We start from the raw sequence: 25,982 nt of genomic DNA on the forward strand, positions 1-25,982 counted from the left end.
ACTATCCTGCCTGCTGGCTTAATAAATAGAGCATTTGCAGTATTATAGCGGTGACGTACCCGGATTATCGCCATAATCTATAGGCGTGTTTCTTATTTGCGATAAACGAAACGGCAGCCGGATTAGCAGCAGCTCCGCGACAAAAATGAATATCCCGATGAGAAGGAGCAAGTTCGCCCAGCTTTCTTCCAAATTCAACAGAAACGGATAGAAGATAAGCTGTGAAGCAAACACTGACATGTAGAGTTTCTGCCTGTTAACAATGGCATCCAGCAGCTCCGGCGGGGCTATCGGTCTTGCGACCGTATACAGCCCTCGAAAAATCAGATAGGCGAGCAGAGCATGCAGAATGGCCGTTCCTTGCACGTAAATATGCATTCCAAGCGGCGCGGCGGTTAACTGGTTGATGTCAATGCTCGTTTTGACAATGAGCTGCGGCAAAGATAAGAAGATGAGGACAGCTGCGAGCCAGCGTGCCTGTTTGAATCCGCCATCCCCGGCTCCGAGCTGGCCTAAAGCTATAAGGATCATAATATATCCGATTATATCCGGGAGAACATCGAAGGATCCCAAATGAAGATCAACGAGCGGAAATACAAGACCCCAGCCGAGCCTCCTTAATGCGCTTCGCATGGAAGGGTTCATGATAGCTCACCTCCGGAGCGGACCAGCCGCTTGATTTGCTTCTCGTACAGGTAAAGATTGAAATTGATAGGAAGCCGGTCGTATATCGTTTTTCCGTCTTCAGTCTTGAAGGTAAGAAATATGTACGCTTTATACACCTCGAAGGCTGCCGGTGTATTCTCCGGTATGGTCCATTTGTAGTTAAACGTCAGCGGGTCCCCGGCGGCCAGCCGGATTGGCAACTGTGGAATCGGTCTATCCCTGCCGGCCATTGTCAGCTCGAACATAGAGCTAAGCCTGTCGCTGAAGCTATAATCGACTTGTTCCAAGGTAAGAGGCTGCTTGACGGTTACGCTGTATTGGCCAGTACCGTCTGAGGAACCTCTGCTTGACGACGTTTCCAGCAAGCTCTCCTTCTGCTCCCACAATACGTTGATTTCCCCGATCGGCACCTTTTCGGGCTGCCCTTCGCTATAATATACCGTGGCTTCTTTGATCGTGATCGGTAACTTCTCCATTTGCCCAGCTTCCTCGGTTCTCCATTCTCCATAAGCCTTCCCGAGCACTTGATGCCTGTAAGAATTCGGATGCGGATCGATTCGAAATCGGAGCATCGGCAGCTCCTCCAGCTGGATCCCCGTCACCTTCCTGCCTTTCATTTTGTTCTCCAAATAGGTCAATTCGATCCAATCGCTCTGATTGCCGTTTACTATCATATAATGCTTCAAAAAGATCGGTTTCTCCAGCTGCATGGATTGGAAATACCATACATTACCGACCCAGCTTGCCGTAATCAACAGCACAACAATCGGCCATAGGAGCTTACTGCCCAGTCTCAGCTTTGGGTTCGTATGCAAAGTCCTCCCCCTTCCTCATTCATCCAGTTTACCACTTTTTTGGATATAGATTAAGTAAATGCAATTCCCTTTGAATAACCATTAAATGCAGATTTCAATTCAATTTTAAAACTGCCCTTTACCTGCATCAATGATCGCTTCCATGCTAAAATATCCGGTATAGACCGAAATATGGCGAGGAGGCAGGGTGTAGATATGCAGGTACGACTAGCAGAACGAATGATTACGGAGTGGGCATCGGCGAACGCCGATGCGATTGGCTTAGTCCCGAATAAGATCCGGGCGTCATATATATATAACCCTGGGGGCTTCGGCAACTTGTCTGTCCGTCTGACGGACGACCGCACGCAGCTTCACGTCAAGCTGGCTCCACCTAGCAAAGCCGCGCGGCTGCGGCAGTGGGCGGGCGTCAGCGATTATCTTACCGAGCACTACACCGCGCCCAGGCTGGTCCATGCGATTGACCGCGAGATCGTGCCGGGATATCCCTACGGCCTAGTGTTCGAATATATCGAGGATGCGACCCCGCTTTCGGAAGCGCGGAATCCAGAGGTCGCATTGACGGGTGTCATGGCGACCGTCGCTAAGCTCCATAGCGACGATTGTCTTCGCGGAATGCTGTCTAAGGCTGAGACGCGCACTTATGCGGAAGCATTCGAGGACGAGTATATTTCCCGGTTTACGGATGATCTCGACGGAATCCGAGGGTCGCGCGATCTGCTCAGGGATTTCGTGTCGGACGAGACGATTTCTTGGTTCGGGGAAGAGGTCGGGAGGCTGAGGGAAACAGTCCAGCAGACACCTGCATTTCAACTCCCGGCGGGCGATGTTGTTCATAACGACCTGAACAACAACAACGTACTAACATGCGGTAGGGACGGCTTCCGGATCATCGACTGGGACGACCTATCCGGCCAGGGCGATGCGGCTATGGACTACTCGGTACTGCTTTGGCCACTAACGCATGATCCGTCATGGCCGATATGGAGAGAGAAGGTGCTGGCAGGAGCAGGGGCTGAGGCCGTCGAACGGTTGGAACTGTATTTACGGGCGAAGCTGCTTGACGATGTCATCGACTTACTGGCTGATTATGTCGAGGCTGAACAGGTGCCGGAGCATCGGGAGGAGGCTCAGCGCAAGGCCAGGGCCGTTCATCTTCATTCGTATCCGCTGTATCTCGCCAAATATGGCGTCGGTTAAAGTGACCGCACCTCGGTCACCTGCCAGTTACTTCAATAAAGGCTGCCGGTAAGCCGGCAGACTAGTACATGGTGCTATCTTTTTCCGTTAGCTTAATTGTTCCCCGAAACGTAAATACGTTGTTAGATGGTGCCTGCGGCTTCTTGAGATACCATCATATATTCTTCTCATCATTAAACTCAATACAAAAAGGTTGGATTTCAGCTCTTAAACAGTACTCAATTCTTTTTCTGAAATCTTTCCATTCAACCTTTTTTAGTGCTTCATCTATCGGGAAGTATCCCGTCTCCAAACTTTCTGATGATTGTGTTAATTCTCCACCTATTGGCTTCGCTAAAAATAAGGTGTTACAAATTGAATTTCCTACGTTTTGAAATATTCCGCAGAATTTAATAATTTCAATGTCTATTCCGGATTCTTCTTTTGTTTCTCTTATTGCAGCTTGACTTAAGGATTCCCCTTCTTCTACTTGACCACCAGGCATCTCCCAGCCTCTTCTTGGTCCCTTAATAAGTAATAATTCATTCTTTTCATTCACAACAATAGCCGCTGCAGAAACGATATGTTTCGGTGTACTCATTTTATTACTCCTTATAATCGAAATATGTATTTTAAGCTCTTTAGTTTTTAAATTCGCGAAGTGTTTGAACTATCCTGCCCGTTAGTTGAGCGAAGGCTGCCACGCGGCAGCCCTTCGGCATTAAACTATCGTTTAATCCTAGAGTATCTTAGTCAATTTGGCCGCTGTCTGAATTCGCTCGGCGAGAGGCCCGTCTCTTTCTTAAAGTTGTTGCTAAAGTAGTGTATGCTCGCATAACCGAGTCCGGCTGCGATCGCATCGATGGGCTTACCCCTCAGTAGCGACTGCTTCGCCTGTTTGATCCGCTCGGAGATCAGGTACTGCTTCGGATTCTGTCCCACCTCCTGGTGGAATATAACGGTGAAATAGCTCGGATGATAGCAGCATAGATCGGCCAGCTCAGCTACTGTCCACTGTCTGCCTGGCTGTTCACGCATCGCGTCTAGCGCAGGCCCGATCTTACTGGCTGGTTTGTCTGCCTGCGCACTCAAATTCGAGCGAACGACCAGCGTTAGCAACTCCATCATCAGAGCGCGCAGCGCGAACGGATATGCCGCATTCTCACTGACATACTCCTTGACGATACGGGCGAACAATGCCTCCACGTGAACGATCGAAAAGTGGTTCGGTAATTCGATATCAGCTGCGCCTGGGATTGCGATACAGAACCGCTCCGGCTCCGCATCGAGCTGCACCGCAGATGCTCCCCGGATTAAGTAGGCCGGGTGAACGGGTACAGGTGAATCACTGTGGAACGTGAAATGAACACTATAATATTCGGTCGCCTTCGTCGTCGTGAGCAAATGGACGCCGTTCGGTCCTAAAAACACGCATTCGCCAGGCGAGATACGGTGTCGGCTCGGTCCCAAATGCAGAATGCCTTCACCGGATATAACATAAAAGAACTGCCAGTCAGGAATAAAGCGCGGACCCCACTGCATGTTCGGATTGGCGACGTCGCGGCTTGCGAAATTCACCGCGGGGTTGCAGTCGAACAGCGACCCCAAATGCATACGGATCAGTCCTCCTGTGATCGAAATCTTGAAAAAACGTAAATCTCTCCGTTATTTGTCTAAATACGACTCATTGCTCCTAATGTATATTTAAAGCGCATACAAAATCAACTTTATTTTAATAGAGAGGTGTTGGGACATGTTAACGGAAGCGCAAGTAAATCAGTTCGAGCAGGACGGTTTTCTTAAAGGGGATGTGATATTAAGCGATGAGGAGGTTGAGGTGCTCCGACGCGAGCTGCAGGATGTGATGGCAGGGAAGACAGTCAACAAGCCGGTTATGAATCATAACATGGTGGACGCAGGGTCGCTCTACGACAATATGAAAATGACGGTCAGCGAGCGTGTCGTGCAAATCGTAAACATCTGGATGGCGAGCGATGCCTACTTCAAGCATGCGTCGAACCGACGGATTTGCGAGGAGATCGCCCAGCTTTCCGGCACCGACACCGTGCGCATCTGGCACGACCAGGTCCAATACAAGCCTCCGGTATCAGGCGGACCGACCGGCTGGCACCAAGATCATCCTCTGTGGCCAATCATACAACCAGCCGATCTTGTGAGTGCATGGGTGGCGCTGGACGATGCAGTAATTGAGAACGGCTGTATGTGGATGGTCCCCGGCAGCCACAAGTGGGGTAACCATCAGAAATATTTGGCCAGTGACAAAAACTTCATGCCGTACCATAAGCAGCCTGAGTTGCTGCCGGAGGGTGCCGAAGTAAAGGCCGTACCATTCGAGATCAAGAAGGGTCAAGTCGGCTACCACCACTGTATGACTTGGCATGGTAGCCCGCATAACCGTTCCGAATTGCATCGTCGGGCAATTGCGGTCCACTACATGCCGGGTCATACCAGATACGAACCGTCTGCGGACCATCCGATGCACGATTATGTGAACGTGAAGGCCTATGAAATTCTTCAGGGCGACCATTTCCCAGTCGTGTACACGACGAAGCCGGCGATCGAGATTGCTTGATTGCAAGCACCAAGCATTGATATTTACTTACCATCCCATACGTTCTTTTAGCGATTCGATTTGAGATATATGATGCCGATCGTGCCAAACATATCTTTGAGTCGCAACATTAAGACTCATTACTCCGTGGGTGGGACTCGTAAATGTCCTTTTAAAATCTGACGGATGTAATGAACGGAGTATGGCTACAAATCGAATGTTAATTGATTCGAGGAGAATCAGCGAAGATTCTATGGGTGTTCGATAATCGCTCAGTTCCGCCCACAAATCTTCTCGATATGAAACTGCTGCGGGGCTATCCTCAGTTAGAGCTTTCTTGAAACGTATAAAGGCGTTCATATTATTATCAGCTAAATGGTGAATTACCTGTTGGACAGTCCAACCGCCGGGACGATATTGGGTAAGTATTTGTTCTATAGTTAAGTTTTCTACTGCCAAACGAAGGATCTTTCCTGTTTCCGAAATGTCCTCAATCCATTTATTACGTTGTTTTGAGGTTGGATTCTCTATTTGTTCGAATTTCCCAATAGGATAACGAAAATCATCCAAATTCTCACCTTCTATCCGTTAGTTTTAGCTCTTAGTACAAATTCGGGAAATAGCCAAATACCCCTTTTTTGACCTGCTGTTTCCTCCGCTATACTGCCAGTTAGCTTACAAAAATGAGCAGGCCTTCGTAGCGCCTGCTCACCCATATGTTTTATTCAACTATCGTTCCCCGTTAGTTTAACCCCAAACTCAATTGGGCCTTGCTACAGTCCGTAAATTATCTCCCTAAACCTTTTTATGCTCTCAGCCGCTTTATATCTTGTCTTGGTGGAAAGCCAAACATTCGGGAATATTCGCGGCTGAACTGCGAGGGGCTTTCATAGCCAACTCGAAATGCCACATCAGTGGCATCTGCTGACTCGGTTAAAAGCAGGCGACGGGCTTCCTGAAGCCTCAGTTGTTTTTGGAACTGAATAGGGCTCATAGCCGTTACTTCTTTAAAATACCTATGAAACGAGGAGACACTCATATTCGCTATTTCGGCAAGTTCCTCAATCCGCGTAGAACGATTATAATGATTCATGATGTGCTCTATAACCCCTCTGATTTGATAGATTGAGCTCCCCTCCATTACAATTTGTTCCAAAACACTTCCATTCTCACCTTCCAACACCCTATAAAGAATCTCCTTCGTAAATAATGGAGCAAGCATCGGAATATCTTTGGGATTATCTAACAAACGAGCTAACCTAAGGACCGCATCCAACAAAGACGAATCCATCTGGCTGACAAACATTGCCCGCTTAGGATCTACTTTCGGATTCACTTGTTTTTCAGATTCATGTAGGACCTCTAAGATTTGGCTGGGTGTAAATTCAAGTTTGAAACCCAAATATGGAGCGTCCGGTGCCGCTTCTGTGACTTGGGCCGTAACGGGCAAGTGAATGGATGCAACAAGGTAATCAGACGGACTGTATTTAAAGCGCTCCTGAGCAAGCCATACCTCCTTCGCACCTTGGACCACCATACATAAGGAAGGCTTGTAAACGCCAGGCCTTGGCACGTTAGCATTTGAGACTCGGATGAAAAATAAGGATGAAATAGCGGTGGGATGAACACCGTCTTTTTCTGAATAACGCTCAATGATTTTGGCGAGTTCATTCTGCTGTTTCATGATTATTTCAGACATTGGCCCCTCCCACTACGTCATTTTTATAGTTCGATTATAGCCTATATTCATTTGATACATAAGAGGTAGTGAGAGGATTAGGCAAACATTTGACACGAATGAGATAACGTTCTCTTTTTCGTCCGGTGCATAATAAGGATGTAATTGGCGAGTATACAATGCATCATTAGATAGGCGACTTGCTGAATTTCGGCTCCCTGTACCTACACTTTAAAAATACTGGAGGATTTTATCGTGCAAAAAGTAATTCTGAACAATGGTGTTGAGATGCCTATACTCGGTTTTGGTGTTTTTCAAATTGCAGATGCAAATGAATGTGAACAAAGTGTTCATGACGCTATTATGGCAGGATATCGTCTGATTGATACTGCTGCCTCTTATCTAAACGAAGAAGCGGTTGGCAGAGCGATTAAACGGAGTGGGGTTGCAAGAGATGAGTTATTTATCACTACGAAACTGTGGGTTCAGGATACTGGTTATGAGCGTACAAAGATTGCATTTGAAAGATCACTAAAAAAATTGCAACTTGACTATTTAGATTTATATTTAATTCATCAGCCTTTTGGCGATGTGTATGGCTCCTGGCGCGCTATGGAGGAGTTGTATCGTGAAGGTAAGGTCCGTGCAATTGGCGTAAGTAACTTTCACGAGGATCGTCTAATCGATCTAATTATTCATAATGAAGTAGTTCCTGCTGTAAACCAAGTGGAAACACACCCTTTCAACCAGCAAATCGAAAGTGCAACATTCATGAAGGAGAACAATGTTCAGATCGAATCTTGGGCGCCTTTTGCTGAAGGGAAAAATAACTTGTTTCAGAATGAGGTATTGGTAACTATAGCTGAAAAGTATAAAAAATCCGTTGCCCAGGTTGTTTTGCGTTGGCTAACACATAGAGAAGTCGTTGTAATACCAAAGTCGGTTCGTAAAGAAAGAATTATCGAAAACTTCAATATCTTCGATTTCGAATTAGACAATGAGGATATGGAGTCGATTGCTGCGTTGGATATGAAACAGAGCCTATTCTTTTCACATCGGGATCCAGAAATGGTGAAATGGCTCGGTACCCGGAAACTCGATATTTAAATATCTTGGGGAAGGTCGATCAAATCGTATTTCGGTTTTCAGTAAAGCGATTGACTTGGAGTCAGTTCCAGAAAGTTACATCGGGTTGGGGATACCATTCCTCAACCCGATTTTATTTCCCGGTGAGGTAATGCAATGAAACGGACAGAAGGAGGAATAGAGGTTGCACACGCGATTAAAAAAAATGTTCGAGATCAAAGGGTACCGTATATTCGTCTTCTGCATGCTGATGATCGGGATCGGTATATCGATTACAATGCCGTATCTCCCCCTGTATTTCACGGAAGAATTAGGGATGAGCACGGGAGCGTTCGGCGCGTTCATGGCGGTAAGTTCGTTAAGCGGTGTGATAGTGAACTCTCTCATTGCCAAACGCTCGGATAGCGGACTCAACCGGAAATGGCTGTTGATTGCAGCAATGCTTTCATCTGCTTTGGGGTATGCTGCGTATTTGGCATTCGATAATTTCTTTATTTTGCTGATTGTGGTCAGTATTTTGAGTGGACTTGGTGCTGCCGCCATACCGCAAATTTATGCTTACGCACAAGAATCTGCCAATGCAAGCCAATCCGACGACAAAACGTTTGCGATGTCTGCATTGCGTTCTCTGATCTCTCTAGGATTCCTAATCGGACCATTGGCAGGGACACTCCTTTTGGCGGCTGCCGGTTATAAAGGTCTCTTCCTGGTGACATCCGCCATTTATCTAACAACTGCATCGCTAGTATTCCTGTTTCTCGCAAGTCGGAAAGCAAATCCAAGAAATCCTAGGAAGAGCAACGCAGCGGGTACTTCGTCGCTCAGTAGCATGCAGATCAGGCAGCCGTTTATCGCCTTTATCCTTCTGTTCATGGTTAACGCGATGAACTTAGTCAACACGCCGCTCTTTATTGTGAACGAGCTTCAAGGCACACATACGGATGTCGGGTTAGTGGTCGGTATTTGTGCCGGCCTTGAAATCCCCATTATGCTGGTGCTGGGTGCGTTTGGTAGAAGGATATCAAATCATACTCTCTTGATGATAGGCAGTATTATCGCGGTCTTCTATTTCGTCATCTTGAGTGTATCGAATGATCCGATGCAGCTGATCATAGCCCAGCTTCTGCAGGCAACGTTTGTGGCGATCGTGATGGGGAATGGACTCAGCTATTTCACGAATATGCTGCCGGATTCACCAGGAGTAGCCACAACGCTCTATTCCAACGCATCCACTATCGGTAGGCTGGCAGGAACGCTCGGCAGTGGTATCATTGCCCAGTTTACAGGATTTCGATCGGTTTATTGGTTGTGTCTGGTGATTGTGATTCTTTCATTAGTCTTGTTATGGAGTACAAGATCGCAAGTGAGAGAGGAAGTGCAGTTACCAATTTAAGACCTGCAGCTTGCGTCGTTTTGACTTCGTATGGTCCTTCGCTCTTGATTTTCCTAGCTCATGAGGCTGGAAATAGCCTCATGAGCTCTTCGAACTATAAATGGTTTCATAAATTCACCAAACTCCGGCAGAAATACCTAGCCCCCTCATTTTTTTGCTAGTTTCCCCTGAATGAGGGAAACCATTAAGTGAAGATGTAAAAAGGAGCTGTCGCGGCAGCTCCTTCATCGTTTGTATAGAGTCCTTCATTGAATTAACGTTTCATTCACAACTATTCAGATATTATTTTGAACGTTGTACTTTAAAGATTTTGACAAAAAATACATTCCCATACCGAATAAAGTCATCATACCGCCTAAGAACTGAAAGAAAGAAATTGATTCTCCTAATAACAGATACGCAAGAATAATGGCAAGAACAGGTTCTCCAATAATGCCTACTGAGACAGTAGTTGCCCCAATAGATTTTAACAATAGATTAAAAATATATTGTCCAAAAATAGTTGGGATTATCGCAAGCAGCAAAAAATAAGTCCAATCAGATGAGTCATATTTCACTAAAGAGAAATTATTTAATAAATTGTAGACGAGCATGACGGTGCCGCCAATAAAAAAAACGATAATGCTGTACACATTTGCATCGATTTTACGACTCACTTTCTGCCCCGCCAACAGATATGCTGAAACGAAGAGTGTGCCTATTAACGATAATCCGTCTCCAATTAACGCTTCTCTCGAAATTCCAATGTCTCCCCAAGCTATAATGATTGAACCAAAAAGAGCAACGATCAAGCAAAACACAGTTAGCAGATTAGCTTGTTCCTTGAACAAAAAGTAAGAACCGATCATTACAAATAATGGCTGTAACGACAAGATGACCATGGAGCTTGCAACTGAGGTATAGACCAAAGATTCCATCCAGAATAAAAAGTGTAACCCTAGAAAAAGACCGGCTAGAATAACAATACTCCAGTCTTTTTTATTCATCTCTGAGGAGCGAAGCATTTTCCAAGGCACAAAAGCAAACATGATGATTACGGAAATAAACAATCTGTACATCCCAGCAACAGAAGTGGGTGTATCTGAAAATTTTATCATGATGGAAGAGATAGAAACGGACAATATACTGATTAATAACAAAATAAACGGATGAGAAGGTAACGAAGATTTATTTAATTTAACCATAGTTCCTCCAAGCTAATAAACAATTACCTGTGCACAGAATTGTAATGATAAGCTTAAGCTAGATATAATAATATCATCACTAACGTCTATTTTGTGTAACTATATCCTTAATTAATATTGAAATATCGTCTAAGAAAGGAGCCTGTCCCTTGAAAAAACAATTACACGAAACCATTCTGTATCCTGACGAGGCATTTCCATACATCATGTACACTCATACTAATAACGGATCTATTCCTGAAGGCAGAGGAGTTAACGATCTACATTGGCACGAAGAATTACAAATCACTTTAGTGACCAAAGGGAAACTAACGATACAAATCAATGGTATCGATTATGATTTAGGAGCGGGTCAGGCCATTTTTATCAATAAGAGTGTTCTTCACATTGTTACATACCTATCTCATGGCGGTGAATATGTAAGCTTTAATTTTCCAGAGAAGCTGCTCGCCTTTTATTCAGATAGTGCCATGGAAAAAAGCTATGTACTTCCTTTTACTAATTCTTACTTATTATCTTTAGAGATCAAAGGAGATGCGGAGTGGCAAAATCAAATCCTGCAATTACTTTGGTATATGAAGAAGGAATTTGAAATGAAAGAAACCTGGGGTTGGCAGTATGAGGTTTCCATCAAAACGGTTCAGTTGTGGCTGATTCTTATATCCAATATCCGCCTATCTTCAGAGGAGTCCTCTAAACATAACCGGCTCCAGCAAGAGAGACTGCAATTAATGCTTAGCTTTATCCACCAAAACTATACAGACAATATAACTTTGAAGGAAATTGCTGATGTAGCACATTTGAGTGTTTCGGAGTGCACTCGCAGCTTTAAAAAAAGCATTCATATGACTCCTTACTACTACTTAATTAAGTACCGCATTAAAAGGAGCTGCGAGCTGTTAGAAACTACTGAATATACGATAACCGAAATTGCCAGGAGAATTGGTTTCAATCATGTAAATCATTTTATCCAGTCTTTTAAAAAACATCGTCACATTACACCTAGAGAATTCCGTAAAATTAGAAATGAACAAACTATATCTTAAAAAATGACCTCCGATGTTTGCTCATTTTTACAATAGACTTCAAAATTATCCTACCCATTTGTATTAGCGTAACCTGTCCGTTAAGTCAATGCCCATCTCCAGTCTAATACTATTTTTTCGTTGAACAGCCTAATGGTCAAAAAAAATCGCGAAGCCGGCCGCTTCGCGATTTTTCATACCTATAACCGCTTCAGGAACGATACGATCGTCAGAAGCCCTTTGTCGAAATTGTGCAGATTAAAATGTTCGTTCGGCGCATGCAGATTCTCGTCCGGAAGACCAAAGCCCATCATAACGACAGGAGCCGCCAGTTCGCGGGAGAAGGTTGCGACGATCGGAATCGATCCTCCGTCTTTCGTGAACAGCGCTCGCGTGCCGTAGACGTCTTCGTAAGCATCCGCAGCCAACTGCAGCATCCGGTCGGAAGGATCGATGTTGAAAGCGCGTGCCTTCTCGCCGTCTTTGACTTGCAGCTTCGCGCCGGGCTGAACATGCTTCTGTAAATGCCGTTTGATCTTGTCCAGAATGTCCTGCGGGTCCTGGTCTCCAACTAGGCGGCAGGTGATCTTGGCATGCGCCTCCTTCGGAATGACCGTCTTGGTGCCTTCGCCCTGAAATCCGCCGTAAACGCCGTTCAGTTCAAGCGTCGGCCTCGCTCCGACTCGTTCCACAAAGGAGAAGCCTTCTTCGCCGTACAACGCGTCAAGACCAAGACTTGCTTTCAATTGATCTTCATCCAGCATCTGCTTGGCAAACTCTTCTCTCATGAGCGGTGAAAGCTCCGGCACGCCTTCATAGAATCCGTCGACGCTTACGCGGCCCCGATCATCGTGCAAAGTCGCAAGCATTGAGACGAGGGCATGAAGCGCGTTGGGAACACCCCCGCCGTATGTTCCGGAGTGCAAATCGGTATTCGCGGTGTTCACGGTGACCTCAAGCGAACACAATCCTCGAAGTCCCGTACTGATGGCGGGCTTGCCCGGCTCGAGCAGCGATGTGTCCGAAATCAGGACGACGTCAGTGGCCAGCTTGTTCCGGTTCGTCGTCAAGAAAGGGGGGAGGCTCCGGCTGGAAACCTCTTCTTCGCCCTCGATGCACAGCTTAATATTGACCGGAAGCCGCTCTTCCTGCTTCAATATGGCTTCTATCGCTTTGATATGCAGGAACACCTGGCCTTTATCGTCCGTCGCGCCCCGCGCGTACAGCTTGCCGTCCCGGATGTCCGGCTCGAAGGGAGGCGTCGTCCACAAATGCAGCGGATCGACTGGCTGCACATCGTAATGGCCATAAACAAGCACGGTAGGTTTGCCGGGAGCATGAAGATGATCGGCATACACGATCGGATGGCCGTCGGTTTGATGCACTTCCACGTTCTCGAGACCCGCGCGGGTGAGCGCGTCCGCAAGCCATTCGGCCGCTTTGTTCATATCCGCTTTATGCGCGGACAGGGCAGATATGCTCGGGATGGACAACCATTGCTTCAACTCGTCCAACTGCTGTTCCCTTAAGTTTTGAAAATAGGTTTCATAACTCATCGGTGATTTCATCCTCCCTTTCAATTTATATCCATATCATATACCTCCGCCAAGCAAAGATGCCAGAGACTCGCCGCAAATTCTAGTCTTCTGACATAGATAAAATATATTAATCATCTTTTCCCTTTCCACCCAGGATATGCGCGATATATTTTTCAACCCTTGACTCTCGAGTTTTGGATTGCTTGGGTGCAGAAAAATGTAAAATGTATGCTCTTTGCCTTCCCGGCGTCAATTCTTCAAAAGCCGTTTTTAAGTCGGGGATTTCAACGAATTTATTTTCTAATTCTTCAGGTATGATGTATTCCGTATTCTCTTTATAGTTCACTTGCAATCCGGCTTTCTCAACTTCAATGGCTTCATCAATATATGATTTCAAGATAAGCTGCATTTCATCTATATCTTGAACATTGGTGAACCGAATCTGGCGCGCTGCCTGAACATTCTCCGTTTGTTGGATTAGGATCCCATGGGGATCTTTTAACAACGCGCCTTTGTGAAACAGAAGTGCGCAGTAATCCTTAAAACCATGAATCAAAACGATGTTTTTATTGTCAAACGTGTAACATGGATGCATCCACTTAAAATCCTCAGTCATCCCGCAGTCAAGAACGATTTCTCTCAACAGATCGAATTCTTCCTTCCACTTCTTAAGCTTGTTAAAATAGGGATCAATCTTAGGATTCCTTTCACCTTTTGTCATAAAGGTACCCCCTTCTGCTTTTTGGTTTAACTTGCTCGATTGCGGTCCGATAAATCAAAAGCCCGCGGTTTTCACGGGCTTCATACGACCCCTGTTCTTGATCAACCGACACTTCTATGATCTATAAGGGTTACGGCAGCATAAGGTTCCCACCTTTTACAATTAGGCCAATACCTTTTCAAGCTCACCGCACCATTTGCTCCAGCCATACTTAGCTCCACCCAGTGCAGGAGCATTTGAAATTCCGGTTTGTTCGAGATGAAGGTTAACCTTTCCGTTTCTTAAATCCTGCAGCGTCCAGGTAACCGTGTGCTTCTCACCGCTCGCCCAAGTATAGGACAACCGGTGTGGTTCCTCCACGATTAGTACTTCGCCTTCAATAATTCCATTCCAATATTCGGTCGGTTGAGTGCGAAACTGAAAACGGTGTCCCACGACGGGTTCAAAATCATTTTCCATTGCCTGACCGGTGTGGATGTTAGCCACCCACTTGGCAAGCTTGCTTGAATCGGTTAAGGCGGACCAAAGCTTCTCGATCGATGTCGTGTATTGAAAATCCAAGGATAATGTTAAACTCATTCTTCTTCCTCCTCTAATAGTTGCTCCAAGCGCAACATATTCGTACTCCAGAACTTGCTGTAGAAAGCCACCCAATCTTGAATTTCTCTGAGTGGAGAAGTGTTTAGCTTAAATCGCGTTTCTCTGCCGACTTTTCGGTCAAGGACCAGTCCTGCCTCTTTTAGGATTGTCAAATGCTTGGATACCGCTGTACGGCCCATTTGAAACTGTGCCGTTAATTCATGGAGCGGTATCTCCTCCGCCTCTGCTAACAGACGAATTAGTCGGCGCCTAGTTGGATCTGCAATCGCGTCAAACACATCCCGCTTCTCGTTGTTCTCGCTCACTGCAATCCCTCCAATTTTCTATAGTAGAAATTCATGGTGATACGAAGGGACGACCGTTAGTTCCACCACTTCCCTAAAGTTTGCGGCTCTTCGGACGCAGCGCCCACGAAGCGATATTTAGAGCAGCATATGAAAGCGGAAGGATAATATAAGATCCATAATCCCCATAATCGTTAGCAAACGCATGAGATGAAGCCGCACCAGTCATTAAAAAGAAGATACCAGCGTGAACCCATTCTTTGAGCCGAGGAAAACCTGGCACGACGAGAGCGATGGCTCCAAGCACTTTCCATATTCCGAGAATGGTTAAGACGTATAATGGGTAACCAATATTCGTCACTAACTCGAGGTTTCCCCCATATTGCATCAGTTGCCCGATACCACTTAGCATAACTGCTGCTGCGAGTAATAATGTGACTGACCAATAAGCAATCATTTTTCCCCGGGGCTGGGTTACTACTTTCGCGGTTATTTCCGCACCGATAATCTTACTCATTTGTTTCCTCCTCATAATTGATTGAAGTGAAACTTATTCAGATTCCAAACTTTCCAAATGACTAACTACTAATTGGACACCATTTGGTGACACTTTTATTATAGGACACCATTTGGTGTTATGTCAAGGGCATTTAAACTCAAAATGTAAAAAAATCTCAGTGCGATAAAGCCAAAGCTTAAATTACCAGCGCTAACTCGGTTCAACCGGCAAAAATTAAATTCAAGCTAAGCCAACAGCAGCACAGCAAAAAAGCAGTGCATGGCTTAGACTTGCCTTGCACTGCTTTTGTTGTTACTGGAAAAACTCATTAAACAGTTTAATGGTTTCCTGCGGTTTCTGCTCTGCGATCCAGTGTCCTGCTCCATCCAGTTTCACCGATTTTACATCAGTCGCATATTGACGCAAAAATCCATCAAGATTACTAAAAGTGGAATCAAAACCTCCAATACCGAGAACTGGCACTGATAGTTTTGGATAAGTTTTCAAATCTTCAATATCTTGCCTGAATGCTTTATACCACCCGTTACTTGCGCGAATTGCTTCAGCACTTGAATAGGCCGCATAGTAGACTTCTTTGACCTCTTTGGTCATAGAAGGCTCGCCATAGGCCAAATAGTCAAAGAGCCAATCTTGATAAATACGCATTCCATTTCCTTGCAGCAATTTCTCAGGCAATTCTGGAACAGAATTGAGTCCAAACCACCAAGGGTAAATAGGATGATCTTTAATGCTCGTATCGTACACTCCCGGTGGAGGCAAGAGAGGGAGTCCCAGATAGCGTTCAGATGGATGAGCAACATCCAACATAGCTAGTTTTGTCGTAGCTTGTGGGTAATTGGCTGCATAAGCATAAGCAACCTGTGCCCCAATGTCATGCCCTACCATATTAACTTTCGTATAGCCAAGCTCTTTAACCAAAGCATAGACATCCGACGCCATTGTCTTCTTGTCATAGCCTGATGCAGGCTTGTCAGAGCTGCCCATTCCACGATATTCAACGACATAAACATGATATTTCTTCGCTAGTTCCGGCATAATTTTGTGGTACGCATACCAGTTTTGCGGCCAGCCTGGAAGGAGGAATAGCGGTTCACCTTTACCGCCCTCGACATAGTGAAGCGTAACTCCATTTACCTTTTTGTATTTGTTTTTGAATCCAGGAAGGCTTTTGACGAGCTCTTTATCCGAATAAGCTTTGTTTACAGATGCACCATTATTCTGGTTGTCGTTTGTTGTGAAAGCTGTAAAAAGTGCAGACACAAGCACTGCGAACAGAAATAATGCACTAAATTTGGCATACTTTCTCTTTGTTCCTTTTGACATAATAAATCCTCCATTTATAATATTTTGGTTGTTATAACAACAAACCTAGTTTCCCCCACTCACAACGTCATGAATAGAGAAATGGTAACGAGCACTCTCGGATCCCACTATTTTTCCCCTTCACACACCATTCGCCTTCCCCTGAAAGTTTACAGTAGCCGTGTACAATTTCTTTTCTATTTTAATCATTTTCGAAACTCTCCTTTTATACTGTATTTATTTTTTACCTCTAGCCATACTGATGACCGCACCTTATTCGTGAGTGATACCATTCCTACCCCACCTAATTGTTTCCTAAAATTTTTTTCATATAAGTGCTAAGCAATAATTAAAGCCTTAAAGTCCTCGTTTACTACATATACCCTCTCCAATAACCATTAATTGAGTTGTTGCGTAGTTATCTGCTATACATTGTCGTCTTTGTCGTAGTTTCCCAATCCCCTCCCTTAAGCAAAGCGCAAGCATTCTATAACATTTCCTGTTAATAAAATCAGTAGAAGTCGCCAATCCATTCGCTATAGCATCAAATCACAAAATACACTTACGATTTGAAAAAATAAGAATTGACGTCAGGTTATATGACGTGATATATTCTCATCATGTTAATTAAGTTAACATTTGATAGGTTTTTATTACGAAACGTTCGATTTCAGTTGTCGAAAGCATCGAAACGAAGGAGAATATCGAGTTTTTAGCATTTTTAGATCAAGGACAGAAGTTATTGTTACATAACATAACATTAAAAAGACGGAGGCAAACAAGATGAACAAAAAAACGAACAATCCGATCCTGCTTATTGTTTTATTCGCGCTTGGCTGGACCTTCATGTATGCGGATCGCAATATTCTTTCTCCTGTTATGGGCGTCATTGGCGATGAATGGGGGCTGTCAAAAACGCAGCTGGGCTTAATGTCTACCGTATTTTTTATCACGTATGCAGCTATGCAAATACCCGCCGGTATTTTGGCCGACCGATATGGCAGGGTGAAAATATTAGTTATCGGATACATCCTGTTCGGAGTGGGGACGATTTTGAGCGGATTTGCTCCGGGGTTCGTCATATTTTTGGTTCTGAGAGCTTTCACGGGGCTAGGCGAAGGAACGTATTACGGTCCCGTGTACGGCATCACCTCAGGCTCCATTCCTAAAAAATATAGAGGGTTATCTTCGGCGTTCATTAATAGCGGCATGGCGATCGGTATTTCCCTCGGCTTCATCGCCTCTAGCTACTTTACCTATACTTTAGAAAAAAGCTGGCAGTTTACTTTTTACTTATTCGGCTTTTTGACAATCGCGGTAGCTATTCTAATCGGTGTTTTCGTGAAAGACGACCGCAGCAAGGAACAGCGCCAAGCCGCTATGGCCAAAAGCGAGCGGGGCAGCATGAAAGTATTGTTTACAAGAAATCATATCTTTACATACATCCTCATTTTTTGCTCACTTTACGGATTTTTCGGAATGCTAACATGGCTTCCTTATTATTTGCAAAGCGTGCGCGGGCTTGAAGGCTCGCAGACCGGCATTATTTCATCGCTCGTCCCATGGGCGTCCATACCGGGAGCGATATTGTTTGGCTACTTGTCGGATAAAATGAAAAACAAAAAACCGCTTATATTGCTGCTTGTATTGTTTGGCTCCATCTGTCAGTTCGTTATTCCTTACGCGGAGAATTACTCGTTCATGATTGTAGGCTTGGTCATTTATGGCCTAGTAGGCAAGCTGGCGCTTGACCCGATTCTCATTTCGTTTATCGCGGAAATTACGCCTACCCATATGTATTCGAGAGCATTCAGCTTCTTCAATTTTGCGGGTATGCTATCGTCGATATTTGCGCCATATTTAACGGGTTACTTGGCAGACGCAATGGGCAACATCGAGTTTGGCTTCTATTTATCGGGCGTACTGCTTCTGATCGGCGGGGTATTGTTTATGTTCACGAAACACGGGCCGGTCAAGACGGACATTCCTTTTGACGCAAATCCGGCGTTAAGCAAATAAAGCGGATTTCTTTAATGAAGAAATACAGAGCATGGTGAGGAGAGCTCGCCGTTGCTCTGTATTTTTTATTCTTGCGAGGCAGGGAATCAACTATCGTTTCCCGTTAGTTCAATGACAATCAATTAACGATTGATATCTAACGTGGAGAAATATTAGCACAGTATAGAGAAAAACATATGCTTTTCTTTATATTGAAAAAGGTAACCCGCTTGGATCAATTAATCTAAATTTGCGGCTAGCCAAAATTCCGGCTTCTGCTTATGCACTGACGCAGCAGCTCGATCGAACGCTGCGAATCCTCCTTCATGCTTCTGACCGCATGAGTGTCCTCGCGATGCCATAATTCAAGAGTCAGCCATCCCTCGTAACTTATTTCATCCAACGCAGCGACAATCTCAGGAATGGAGAGATCGCCTTCGAGCAAATCTTCGGCAGGAACCGAACCAAAGGCATTTCTTAAATGCAAGGAACCTATTCTGTCATGATACTTGCGAATCCATTCAACGGGATTAATGCCCGAAGCATGCGCCCAAGCCGTGTCCACGCATAAGAGAACATCATCAGATGCATATTCGATAACCGATCGAAGGTCGCCCATGCATAACGGATAGGTTTCCGCATGATTGTGGAAGGAAGTCCTCAGTCCATAGTTTCTCGCAAGCTCAGCAATAAAGCTCAGATTTTCGCCTTGACGTTTCAGCTCATCCTCCGTCTTTAGTTCCGGATTTGTCCAGCTTCCTTTCGGATCGGCATTGACGATTAGATCACGAGCTCCAGCAGCCGACAGCAGCTTTGCGGCTGACCGAACCGATTCGAGCCTCAGTTCCTCCATGGGCTTATGCAGCTCAATACCAACGTACCCGGAGGATATTCGGAGCGAAGTTCCTTTTAAAGCTTTCAAAGTCTCTCTTGTAGGCACCCCCTCAACAGCATTGAAACCGGACTCCTCGCATTCGCGAAAGACTTGCTCCAAATTCCACGCTTTACCTTCTGTTTTATACTTTTCGCTCCAGCCAAAAAGATTAGTAGAAATCCCAAAGATATTCATCCCAACACTCTCCTTATCGTTTAATGATGTCGCTTCCTCCGTTTAAAGCTGTTTCGTACAAACTGTTCATCACCTTGTATACAAACAACGCTTCAGACTGCAAAAGAGCTGGCGATTCCTGTCCCATGACTGCCTTCGTGAAGAAAATAATCGGTTTATGCATCGGATCAATCGGATTGCTCTCTTCTGCAGTGATGATTGTCTCCACAGGCTGTCCGTCCCGATCGACCGTCAAGCGAATTTCATTGCCTCCCCAATAAGGAGAGAAGCTGATCGCCCCTTTTGTGCCCTCAAGCTGCAAGAGCTTCATCTCTTCCCCATGCGTGCAGGATGAGCGCTCATAATTGATCCAATAAGACTCCCCGTATTGGGAGGCGGCTTTTATGCTGGCTCCCACATGGAACTCCACGTTCATCAAGACATCCGGGTCGGCCTGCGTCCGAGGTGCAACTGCCCATGCTCCCTTAACCTCAACGGTCTTCCACTGCAAAAGTTCATTTAACAAAGCGAAATCATATGGCCCCCAGTCAAACAGCGTACCTCCTCCAGCTCTGCTGCGGTCCAAAAACCACCGGCTTTGCGGCTGGTATTCGATTCCGGAACGCCCTCTTCTTACTTTCTGTACAAAACTGACCTGATACAGCTCCCCAATCTTTCCGTCCTGCAAAAGCTCTCTTACTTTCTTAATTAATTCGCTGCCCGAAAAACGCATGCTGCAGCATCCCAGAAGTACGCCTGCCTGTTGCGCAGCTGCTGTCATTTTCTTCGCTTCTGCTAAATTCATCGCAAGCGGCTTCTCGCAGAGTACATTTCTTCCCGATGCCAACGCCTGTATGGCAAGATTCTTATGCGTAAAAGGAGGAGTTGCAATAATAACGATGTCGTCCGGCAGTGAAGGCTCGGCAAGCATGACTTCCGGATCCGTATACGGCTCCGCCTCCGGATGCTCTTGAACAAAAGCTTTCAACGCATTCGGATTGACGTCCGCTATTCTCAAAGCTATAGAATCAATACTGCCCTTCATGCTATAAATGGCCTGAACATGTGTCCTTGCAATTACACCAGATCCGATAATATAAAAACGCAAAGCAATGACCTCCTATACCTGTTCTCAAAATCCAGTATAATTGCGAGGAAGCCGACGGTCTTGCCAAACCCTGCTCGAAACTCCTCATTTTGTCCAGCCTAGCAAAAATGAAATATGCTATAGTGAAGTAAATTACTGATTCAGCTTAAAAAGGGGAATCTATTATGTTTTTCGAATCCATCCGGCTCCAACAGCCCTTTTCCTTCAGTTCTTTTACCGGAACTTGGACACACCATGAGCTTCATATTCATGATTGTCTGGAGATAGGCGTCATTACCAGAAATCGCGTGAAGTATCGGATTGGTTCCAGAGAATATGAAGGAAAGGAAGGGGACGTATTTTTACTACGACCGTTCGAGCCGCATTGGTGCTTCAGTTATGAAGGAGAAAGCTATGACTGTGAGATGCTTCTATTCAATAGTTCTGCAGTAAGGAATGTGCCCGATGGAGATCAGCTGATTGTCCCTTTTTATTCCTGGGTGGATACGATGTCTCCTTGCATCGATGCCAGTACGGAAGCTGCATTAGCAATCCGCGGTTGCATCGCCGAGGCTCTGACTGCCTCCCATGAGCGGCTGCCGGGATGGAGGGCCAAGCAATATTCCTCTTTTATTCAAATTCTGATCACGGTTTGCGATATATACAACCTGCATGTTCCCGAATATTCGGACCATCGCCGTGCCTCGGATATGGCATCCGCGCTAAAGGGCGTTCAAGTCTTTCTAGCACACTATCAAGAGCCTATTACGACTGAGCATGCGCGGGAAGCATCGGGCTTAAAGAGATCCTCTTTCCATACCTTGTTCCGACAGCTTACCGGCCTTACTCCCCATGTATTCCTCAGCCGGATACGAGTCCATGCGGCAATGGATCTTCTCGTTAACAGTAATCTGAGTATCCTTGAAATTAGTGAGGAAAGCGGTTTTCCTTCCCTCAGCACATTTAATAAGCAATTTAAAAGATTTCTAAACTGCTCGCCTAGTACATACCGCCAACAAACACCTCATCGTCACATATCAAGTTATTAATATTAATTAATTGATAAAACTTCAACCGAGTCTGTAAAATAGTTTGTGTAAACTCCAAACCTATTAAAATGGAAGTAAGTCCTATTAAAATGGAAGTAAGTGAAAGGTTGTATTTATTAAACAATCATGCCCGTTAACTTAACAAACCTAATTCCCATTTAGTGCTGATACGTGTACAGTAGTAGCTGCACTTGTATCTTTTACAGTTACGGTATGAAAAAGTGTTGTTTGTCAGAAAACAAAAAATCAGCTACTCCCTTCGTTAAGGGGAGCAGCTGATTTTCTTCAAAGACCTTATACTTGTAATTCAAACTGCTTGGAATACAGGTGTGCATATGCTCCTTCGCGTGCTAGCAATGAATTGTGCGTACCTTGCTCCACAATACCGTCCTCCGTTAATACGATAATGCGCCCGGCATTGCGGATCGTGGAAAGGCGATGGGCAATGACAATCGTTGTACGCCCTTTGGCCAACGATTCCAGCGACTCCTTGACGATGCTTTCGCTCTCATTATCCAGTGCACTCGTCGCCTCATCTAAAATGAGAACCGGCGGATTCTTTAAGAATACGCGAGCGATACTCAGTCGCTGCTTTTGACCACCGGATAGTTTCACGCCTCGCTGCCCGATCTCGGAGTGATAGCCGTTCGGCAAGCTCATGATAAACTCATGGGCATTGGCGCGTTTGGCTGCCGCAATAACTTCTTCATCGGTCGCTGCCGGATTTCCGTAACGGATATTTTCCATGGCCGTTCCAGAGAAAAGATAAACGTCCTGCTGCACAACACCGATGTTGTTTCGCAATGACTCCAGGTCGATATCACGGACATTGATCCCGTCCAATAACACCTCCCCTTCTGTCACATCGTAAAAGCGGGGGATGAGCGAGCAAAATGTCGTCTTCCCGGCACCTGAAGGACCAACTAACGCAACGTACTCTCCCGGTTGTACACAAATCGACAGCTTTGATAAGACATTGTCCAAATGGTCTTCGTACCGGAAGGAAACCTGCTTAAACACAATTTCACCATGGACCGTTGGCAGGGTTACGGCATTCTGTTTGTTCTCGATGTCTGGCTTCATGTTCATGATTTCCATAAAGCGCTGAAAGCCGGTAATTCCTTCTTGAAACTGTGTGCTCATGTGAGTCAATTTTTGAATCGGTTCAATCATAAATCCAATATATAGTAAAAAAGTGATCAAATCCGCTAAATCTAACGTATCGCCTACGATACTGGCACTTCCAAAAATAATCACCGTGATCGTAATCAGTTGAAGAAACGTTTCAACACCATTGTAAAAGTAAGCTTCGGCCTTGTACGTTTTCTTTCGGCTATCGAGAAAACGATTGTTTTCCCGGTTAAATTTTTCAATTTCTTCGTGCTCGTTGGCAAACGATTTTACTACGCGGATTCCGGATAAGCTATCCTCTACCTGTGCGTTTACGTCCCCGATTCGCTCTTTGTTTCTTCTTAATGCCTTATTCAATATTTTATTAAAATACAATGCAAAGACACCTAAGAATGGTAAAAAACAGAATACGGCAATCGTTAACGGCGCGTTAATAAAGAACAAAATGATAAATGCTCCTATAAAGCGAACAAGATATTTGACGTAGTCTTCTGGACCGTGATGATACAACTCGGAGAGCAGTAGCAGGTCGTTCGTTATTCGAGACATGAGCTGACCTGTCTTTTCCTTATCGAAAAAGCTAAAGGAAAGCTTTTGTATATGTGCGAATAGCTCGCTGCGCATGTTACTTTCCATACGTGCACCGACTTGATGACCATAATAGTCCACAAAGTAGTTCCCAATATTTTGGATCGCAACAAGAACAAGCATTAGTCCGCCAATCCAATACACTTCACTTAGCGCAGTTGACAAGTTTCCTTCAAGAACATCTTTTGTAATATAACGTACAAGCAACGGAAACGCCAAAGTGACAGAAGATACGATAAAGGCGCACGCCAATATCGTAAGAAATAACTTTTTATACGGCTTGTAATATGAGAGAAATTTTTTTACTGGAAAATGCATCATTTTTTCCCCTTATCTGCGTTGTTTTATGAACACATATAAGGGAGTACACTGTTACAATTAAAAATGTGTTCCACCCTTATATGTTTGTATAGGTTGATTCTTCATGTTTTTCATGTTAATAGCCTCCTTGTTCATTATGCTATCATTATAGAAGATATTTAGAGGAGTAGAAAGTAAATTGAACTCCAAAATTTTGCAGCCTTATCGGAATAAACAAAAAAAACAGCCACCTCAGCTGCCAATTTTATCGCACTATCCTGCCTTTAGCTTAACAAATGAAGTGCCATATTCTCCTTTGTCAATCCTTTCGACAGGCAACATGGAGAACAGCGCCCCAGTGACGGAGAACCGACTTTTCTGGACGGCTATTAAGGCGAACACGGATTTCGTTGAAGAGCTTGTCGCGCTTCCATTCCTCCATAAGTATGTGTCCTGAGAAAGTTTCCAGTAGTTTAATGTACTCATCAACATGATAAATGAGCTCCCAATCGAAGTGTCGAACGTGAACAACCTCAAACAGCCCGCTTTTCTCAATCTCATCTCTTTGCTCGTGTAGTTCCCCTGGGCGTGGCCATTTGTTGTTGTCAATCGATTTACCCTCGCCGATCTCATAGTAAACGGCTTGAATTTCACGGAAGAATGGGTCCCCACCGTCAGGAAAAACGTGATCTGCGTTCCAAAATGCCAGATGTCCGCCTGGACGAAGGGCTTGCCATGCCTTGATGTATCGAACTTCGGGATCAACCCATTTCCAAGCGGTTGCAGCGAGTACCAAATCAAACCCTTTCTCCGTCTCTGGTTGCCATTCTTCGAAACTTCCCGTGATTATGTCGACGTCCATTCCGACAAGGTTTTGACGGGCAACTGCAGCGAGCTCAGCGCCAAGTTCTACGCACGTGATTTCAAATCCGCGCTTGGCTAACGGAAGAGTAGCCTTTCCTGTAGCACAACCCACTTCCAACAAACGATCACCTGGATGCAAATTTGTCATATGAATTAATTCATCGAACAAATCTTCCGGGTAATCCGGACGCGCCTGCTGATAAAGGCTCGCGGATTGTTCAAATGACTTACGCAATATCTTATAGTCATTCTTCAAGTTCATAATATTCATCCTTATACGTTACTCATCACAACAAAATAATTCTTCACATCAATCAGGGTATCCAGCCTGTTAGCTTAATAAGATGAGCAGGCCACCGTAGCGCCTGCTCATCATGTGTGTTATTCAACTATCGTTGCCCGTTAGCTTAACGATGTTCGTCGATATCTGCCTTCTCTAAAATAACTAATGAATAAACAGCGGAACCACATTCTCCACCCATTGAACTTTGATTTATTACTTTCCAGCCATTTTCAAGTAGTGTATTTAATTCATCGAGATTATGTTTCTTTCCAGCATAATATACAACGATGGCTTTTTGCATTTTTCAAGTCACCTTCCTTAATAATTGATGGTTATACGTGATATCTTTCTACAATTGAAACCTGTCTGTTACTTCGAATAAGCGAAAGGCCCGCAAGCGCGCAGCCTCAACACATTGGTAATTCGCTGTTCCTAATAATTATCCTGCACTTACTTTTGATTCATGCAATTAACTCCAAAGTAAAGATCAACTTTCCATATCAATGCAAAGAACCCAATCCGCCAACAGGAAAACGTCTGCGCTAAACTGCCCGTTAGCTTAATAAAATGAGCAGGCTACCGTAGCGCCTGCTCATCATGTGGTTGATATGTTCGTTTTTCATCCATAAATTAAGTTCACTCCCCCTTTTGTTACTAGCAGCTGTCTTCACTTGCTTAGAGACTAAAAAAGACCCCTTCTAACGAAAAGTATTATATAAAACCAGAATGATAACAGCACGCTGCTAGGAGGGAGAAATTTATGACTATCCAACTCGCTGAATATATTAATCACTCAGCTCAAAATAATCCCAATATAATTTCTATTATGGCCGAAATGATCGCAACTATGGAGAATGACGCCAAACTCAAAAAAGAAATTCTTTTTACAGTTGATGAAATCAGTATGGAGATTTCCAGAAAAGATAAACTCTGTTATGACTTAGTGAATGCTACTCGTAATAACGGTGACTATTACAAAGCTAAGATGCTATGGAAACAATTTAGAAATGAAGTAGAGCATGCCCTAGGAGAATTGTATAAGCGAATTCAATGGACAAGATACCCTGACGA

At 44.7% G+C, this 25,982-nt stretch carries 26 protein-coding genes; 8 read left to right on the plus strand and 18 right to left on the minus strand.

Annotated elements, in window-relative coordinates; all coding sequences use genetic code 11:
• Positions 1 to 42: 42 nt before the first annotated feature.
• The gene (locus AC1DLI_RS20990; RefSeq protein ID WP_477606054.1) at positions 43 to 645 is read right to left on the minus strand and encodes a hypothetical protein; all 603 of its coding nucleotides are present in this window, start codon (positions 643 to 645) and stop codon (positions 43 to 45) included.
• Positions 642 to 1,481: a hypothetical protein gene (locus AC1DLI_RS20995; protein WP_477606056.1), complete on the minus strand. Its 840-nt coding sequence runs from the start codon at positions 1,479 to 1,481 to the stop codon at positions 642 to 644. Before AC1DLI_RS20995 ends, AC1DLI_RS20990 begins: the two co-directional genes overlap by 4 nt.
• Before the next feature lie 195 nt (positions 1,482 to 1,676).
• On the opposite strand from AC1DLI_RS20995, the gene AC1DLI_RS21000 reads away from it, so the two are divergent.
• Positions 1,677 to 2,681 carry an aminoglycoside phosphotransferase family protein gene (locus tag AC1DLI_RS21000; protein ID WP_477606058.1) on the plus strand — a complete coding sequence of 335 codons (1,005 nt, stop codon included), beginning with the start codon at positions 1,677 to 1,679 and terminating at the stop codon, positions 2,679 to 2,681.
• Between the two features lie 154 nt (positions 2,682 to 2,835).
• Here the strand turns inward: AC1DLI_RS21000 and AC1DLI_RS21005 are convergent, their stop codons facing one another.
• On the minus strand, positions 2,836 to 3,261 hold the full coding sequence (locus AC1DLI_RS21005) for an NUDIX hydrolase (RefSeq protein WP_477606060.1): 426 nt from the start codon (positions 3,259 to 3,261) through the stop codon (positions 2,836 to 2,838).
• Between the two features lie 152 nt (positions 3,262 to 3,413).
• Positions 3,414 to 4,274: a helix-turn-helix transcriptional regulator gene (locus AC1DLI_RS21010; RefSeq protein ID WP_477606062.1), complete on the minus strand. Its 861-nt coding sequence runs from the start codon at positions 4,272 to 4,274 to the stop codon at positions 3,414 to 3,416.
• 139 nt (positions 4,275 to 4,413) lie between these two features.
• On the opposite strand from AC1DLI_RS21010, the gene AC1DLI_RS21015 reads away from it, so the two are divergent.
• Positions 4,414 to 5,253, plus strand: a complete 840-nt coding sequence (locus tag AC1DLI_RS21015; RefSeq protein ID WP_477606064.1) for a phytanoyl-CoA dioxygenase family protein — start codon at positions 4,414 to 4,416, stop codon at positions 5,251 to 5,253.
• A gap of 27 nt (positions 5,254 to 5,280) precedes the next feature.
• On the opposite strand, the gene AC1DLI_RS21020 is transcribed toward AC1DLI_RS21015, so the two are convergent.
• Positions 5,281 to 5,802, minus strand: coding sequence for a YfiT family bacillithiol transferase (locus AC1DLI_RS21020; RefSeq protein WP_477606066.1), 522 nt, complete (start codon positions 5,800 to 5,802; stop codon positions 5,281 to 5,283).
• A 235-nt stretch (positions 5,803 to 6,037) separates the two neighbouring features.
• Positions 6,038 to 6,931, minus strand: coding sequence for an AraC family transcriptional regulator (locus AC1DLI_RS21025; RefSeq protein ID WP_477606068.1), 894 nt, complete (start codon positions 6,929 to 6,931; stop codon positions 6,038 to 6,040).
• A gap of 234 nt (positions 6,932 to 7,165) precedes the next feature.
• Here AC1DLI_RS21025 and AC1DLI_RS21030 point away from each other — a divergent pair, with 234 nt between their 5' ends.
• Both AC1DLI_RS21030 and AC1DLI_RS21035 read left to right on the plus strand, forming a co-directional pair.
• Positions 7,166 to 8,017, plus strand: a complete 852-nt coding sequence (locus tag AC1DLI_RS21030) for an aldo/keto reductase (RefSeq protein ID WP_477606070.1) — start codon at positions 7,166 to 7,168, stop codon at positions 8,015 to 8,017.
• A gap of 163 nt (positions 8,018 to 8,180) precedes the next feature.
• Positions 8,181 to 9,389, plus strand: a complete 1,209-nt coding sequence (locus AC1DLI_RS21035) for a sugar efflux transporter (protein ID WP_477606072.1) — start codon at positions 8,181 to 8,183, stop codon at positions 9,387 to 9,389.
• A 275-nt stretch (positions 9,390 to 9,664) separates the two neighbouring features.
• Here AC1DLI_RS21035 and AC1DLI_RS21040 read toward each other — a convergent pair whose 3' ends face one another.
• The gene (locus AC1DLI_RS21040) at positions 9,665 to 10,573 is read right to left on the minus strand and encodes a DMT family transporter (RefSeq protein ID WP_477606074.1); all 909 of its coding nucleotides are present in this window, start codon (positions 10,571 to 10,573) and stop codon (positions 9,665 to 9,667) included.
• Positions 10,574 to 10,722: 149 nt separating this feature from the next.
• On the opposite strand from AC1DLI_RS21040, the gene AC1DLI_RS21045 reads away from it, so the two are divergent.
• A complete protein-coding gene (locus AC1DLI_RS21045) occupies positions 10,723 to 11,619 on the plus strand; it encodes an AraC family transcriptional regulator (protein ID WP_477606076.1) in 897 nt (298 codons plus the stop codon).
• 179 nt (positions 11,620 to 11,798) lie between these two features.
• Here AC1DLI_RS21045 and AC1DLI_RS21050 read toward each other — a convergent pair whose 3' ends face one another.
• The 6 genes from AC1DLI_RS21050 to AC1DLI_RS21075 form a co-directional block, all read right to left on the minus strand.
• Entirely contained in the window at positions 11,799 to 13,154 is a 1,356-nt protein-coding gene (locus tag AC1DLI_RS21050) for a dipeptidase (protein WP_477606078.1), read from the minus strand.
• 109 nt (positions 13,155 to 13,263) lie between these two features.
• The gene (locus tag AC1DLI_RS21055) at positions 13,264 to 13,857 is read right to left on the minus strand and encodes a YdeI/OmpD-associated family protein (protein ID WP_477606080.1); all 594 of its coding nucleotides are present in this window, start codon (positions 13,855 to 13,857) and stop codon (positions 13,264 to 13,266) included.
• 162 nt (positions 13,858 to 14,019) lie between these two features.
• Positions 14,020 to 14,436 carry an SRPBCC family protein gene (locus tag AC1DLI_RS21060; RefSeq protein WP_477606082.1) on the minus strand — a complete coding sequence of 139 codons (417 nt, stop codon included), beginning with the start codon at positions 14,434 to 14,436 and terminating at the stop codon, positions 14,020 to 14,022.
• Positions 14,433 to 14,762, minus strand: a complete 330-nt coding sequence (locus tag AC1DLI_RS21065; RefSeq protein ID WP_477606084.1) for an ArsR/SmtB family transcription factor — start codon at positions 14,760 to 14,762, stop codon at positions 14,433 to 14,435. The genes AC1DLI_RS21060 and AC1DLI_RS21065 overlap by 4 nt, the downstream gene beginning before the upstream one ends.
• A gap of 73 nt (positions 14,763 to 14,835) precedes the next feature.
• The gene (locus tag AC1DLI_RS21070; RefSeq protein ID WP_477606086.1) at positions 14,836 to 15,258 is read right to left on the minus strand and encodes a DoxX family protein; all 423 of its coding nucleotides are present in this window, start codon (positions 15,256 to 15,258) and stop codon (positions 14,836 to 14,838) included.
• A 294-nt stretch (positions 15,259 to 15,552) separates the two neighbouring features.
• On the minus strand, positions 15,553 to 16,584 hold the full coding sequence (locus AC1DLI_RS21075; protein WP_477606088.1) for an alpha/beta fold hydrolase: 1,032 nt from the start codon (positions 16,582 to 16,584) through the stop codon (positions 15,553 to 15,555).
• Positions 16,585 to 17,346: 762 nt separating this feature from the next.
• On the opposite strand from AC1DLI_RS21075, the gene AC1DLI_RS21080 reads away from it, so the two are divergent.
• Positions 17,347 to 18,582 (plus strand): MFS transporter, encoded by a 1,236-nt coding sequence (locus AC1DLI_RS21080; protein ID WP_477606090.1) that lies wholly within the window; start codon positions 17,347 to 17,349, stop codon positions 18,580 to 18,582.
• 235 nt (positions 18,583 to 18,817) lie between these two features.
• Here the strand turns inward: AC1DLI_RS21080 and AC1DLI_RS21085 are convergent, their stop codons facing one another.
• Both AC1DLI_RS21085 and AC1DLI_RS21090 read right to left on the minus strand, forming a co-directional pair.
• Positions 18,818 to 19,630 (minus strand): sugar phosphate isomerase/epimerase family protein, encoded by an 813-nt coding sequence (locus tag AC1DLI_RS21085; RefSeq protein ID WP_477606092.1) that lies wholly within the window; start codon positions 19,628 to 19,630, stop codon positions 18,818 to 18,820.
• Positions 19,631 to 19,643: 13 nt separating this feature from the next.
• Complete coding sequence (locus tag AC1DLI_RS21090) at positions 19,644 to 20,717, minus strand: Gfo/Idh/MocA family protein (RefSeq protein WP_477606094.1); 1,074 nt, start codon at positions 20,715 to 20,717, stop codon at positions 19,644 to 19,646.
• A gap of 164 nt (positions 20,718 to 20,881) precedes the next feature.
• Between AC1DLI_RS21090 and AC1DLI_RS21095 the strand changes: the two genes are divergently transcribed.
• On the plus strand, positions 20,882 to 21,745 hold the full coding sequence (locus AC1DLI_RS21095; RefSeq protein WP_477606096.1) for a helix-turn-helix transcriptional regulator: 864 nt from the start codon (positions 20,882 to 20,884) through the stop codon (positions 21,743 to 21,745).
• Between the two features lie 294 nt (positions 21,746 to 22,039).
• On the opposite strand, the gene AC1DLI_RS21100 is transcribed toward AC1DLI_RS21095, so the two are convergent.
• From AC1DLI_RS21100 to AC1DLI_RS21110, 3 genes are all read right to left on the minus strand, one after another.
• Complete coding sequence (locus AC1DLI_RS21100; protein ID WP_477606098.1) at positions 22,040 to 23,782, minus strand: ABC transporter ATP-binding protein; 1,743 nt, start codon at positions 23,780 to 23,782, stop codon at positions 22,040 to 22,042.
• Positions 23,783 to 24,083: 301 nt separating this feature from the next.
• Entirely contained in the window at positions 24,084 to 24,890 is an 807-nt protein-coding gene (locus AC1DLI_RS21105) for a class I SAM-dependent methyltransferase (RefSeq protein ID WP_477606100.1), read from the minus strand.
• Between the two features lie 145 nt (positions 24,891 to 25,035).
• Positions 25,036 to 25,212: a hypothetical protein gene (locus AC1DLI_RS21110; protein WP_477606102.1), complete on the minus strand. Its 177-nt coding sequence runs from the start codon at positions 25,210 to 25,212 to the stop codon at positions 25,036 to 25,038.
• Between the two features lie 459 nt (positions 25,213 to 25,671).
• On the opposite strand from AC1DLI_RS21110, the gene AC1DLI_RS21115 reads away from it, so the two are divergent.
• A partial coding sequence (locus tag AC1DLI_RS21115; protein WP_477606104.1) for a hypothetical protein occupies positions 25,672 to 25,982 on the plus strand: 311 nt, incomplete at its 3' end.

The organism is Paenibacillus sp. 01T443 (genome assembly GCF_056398325.1).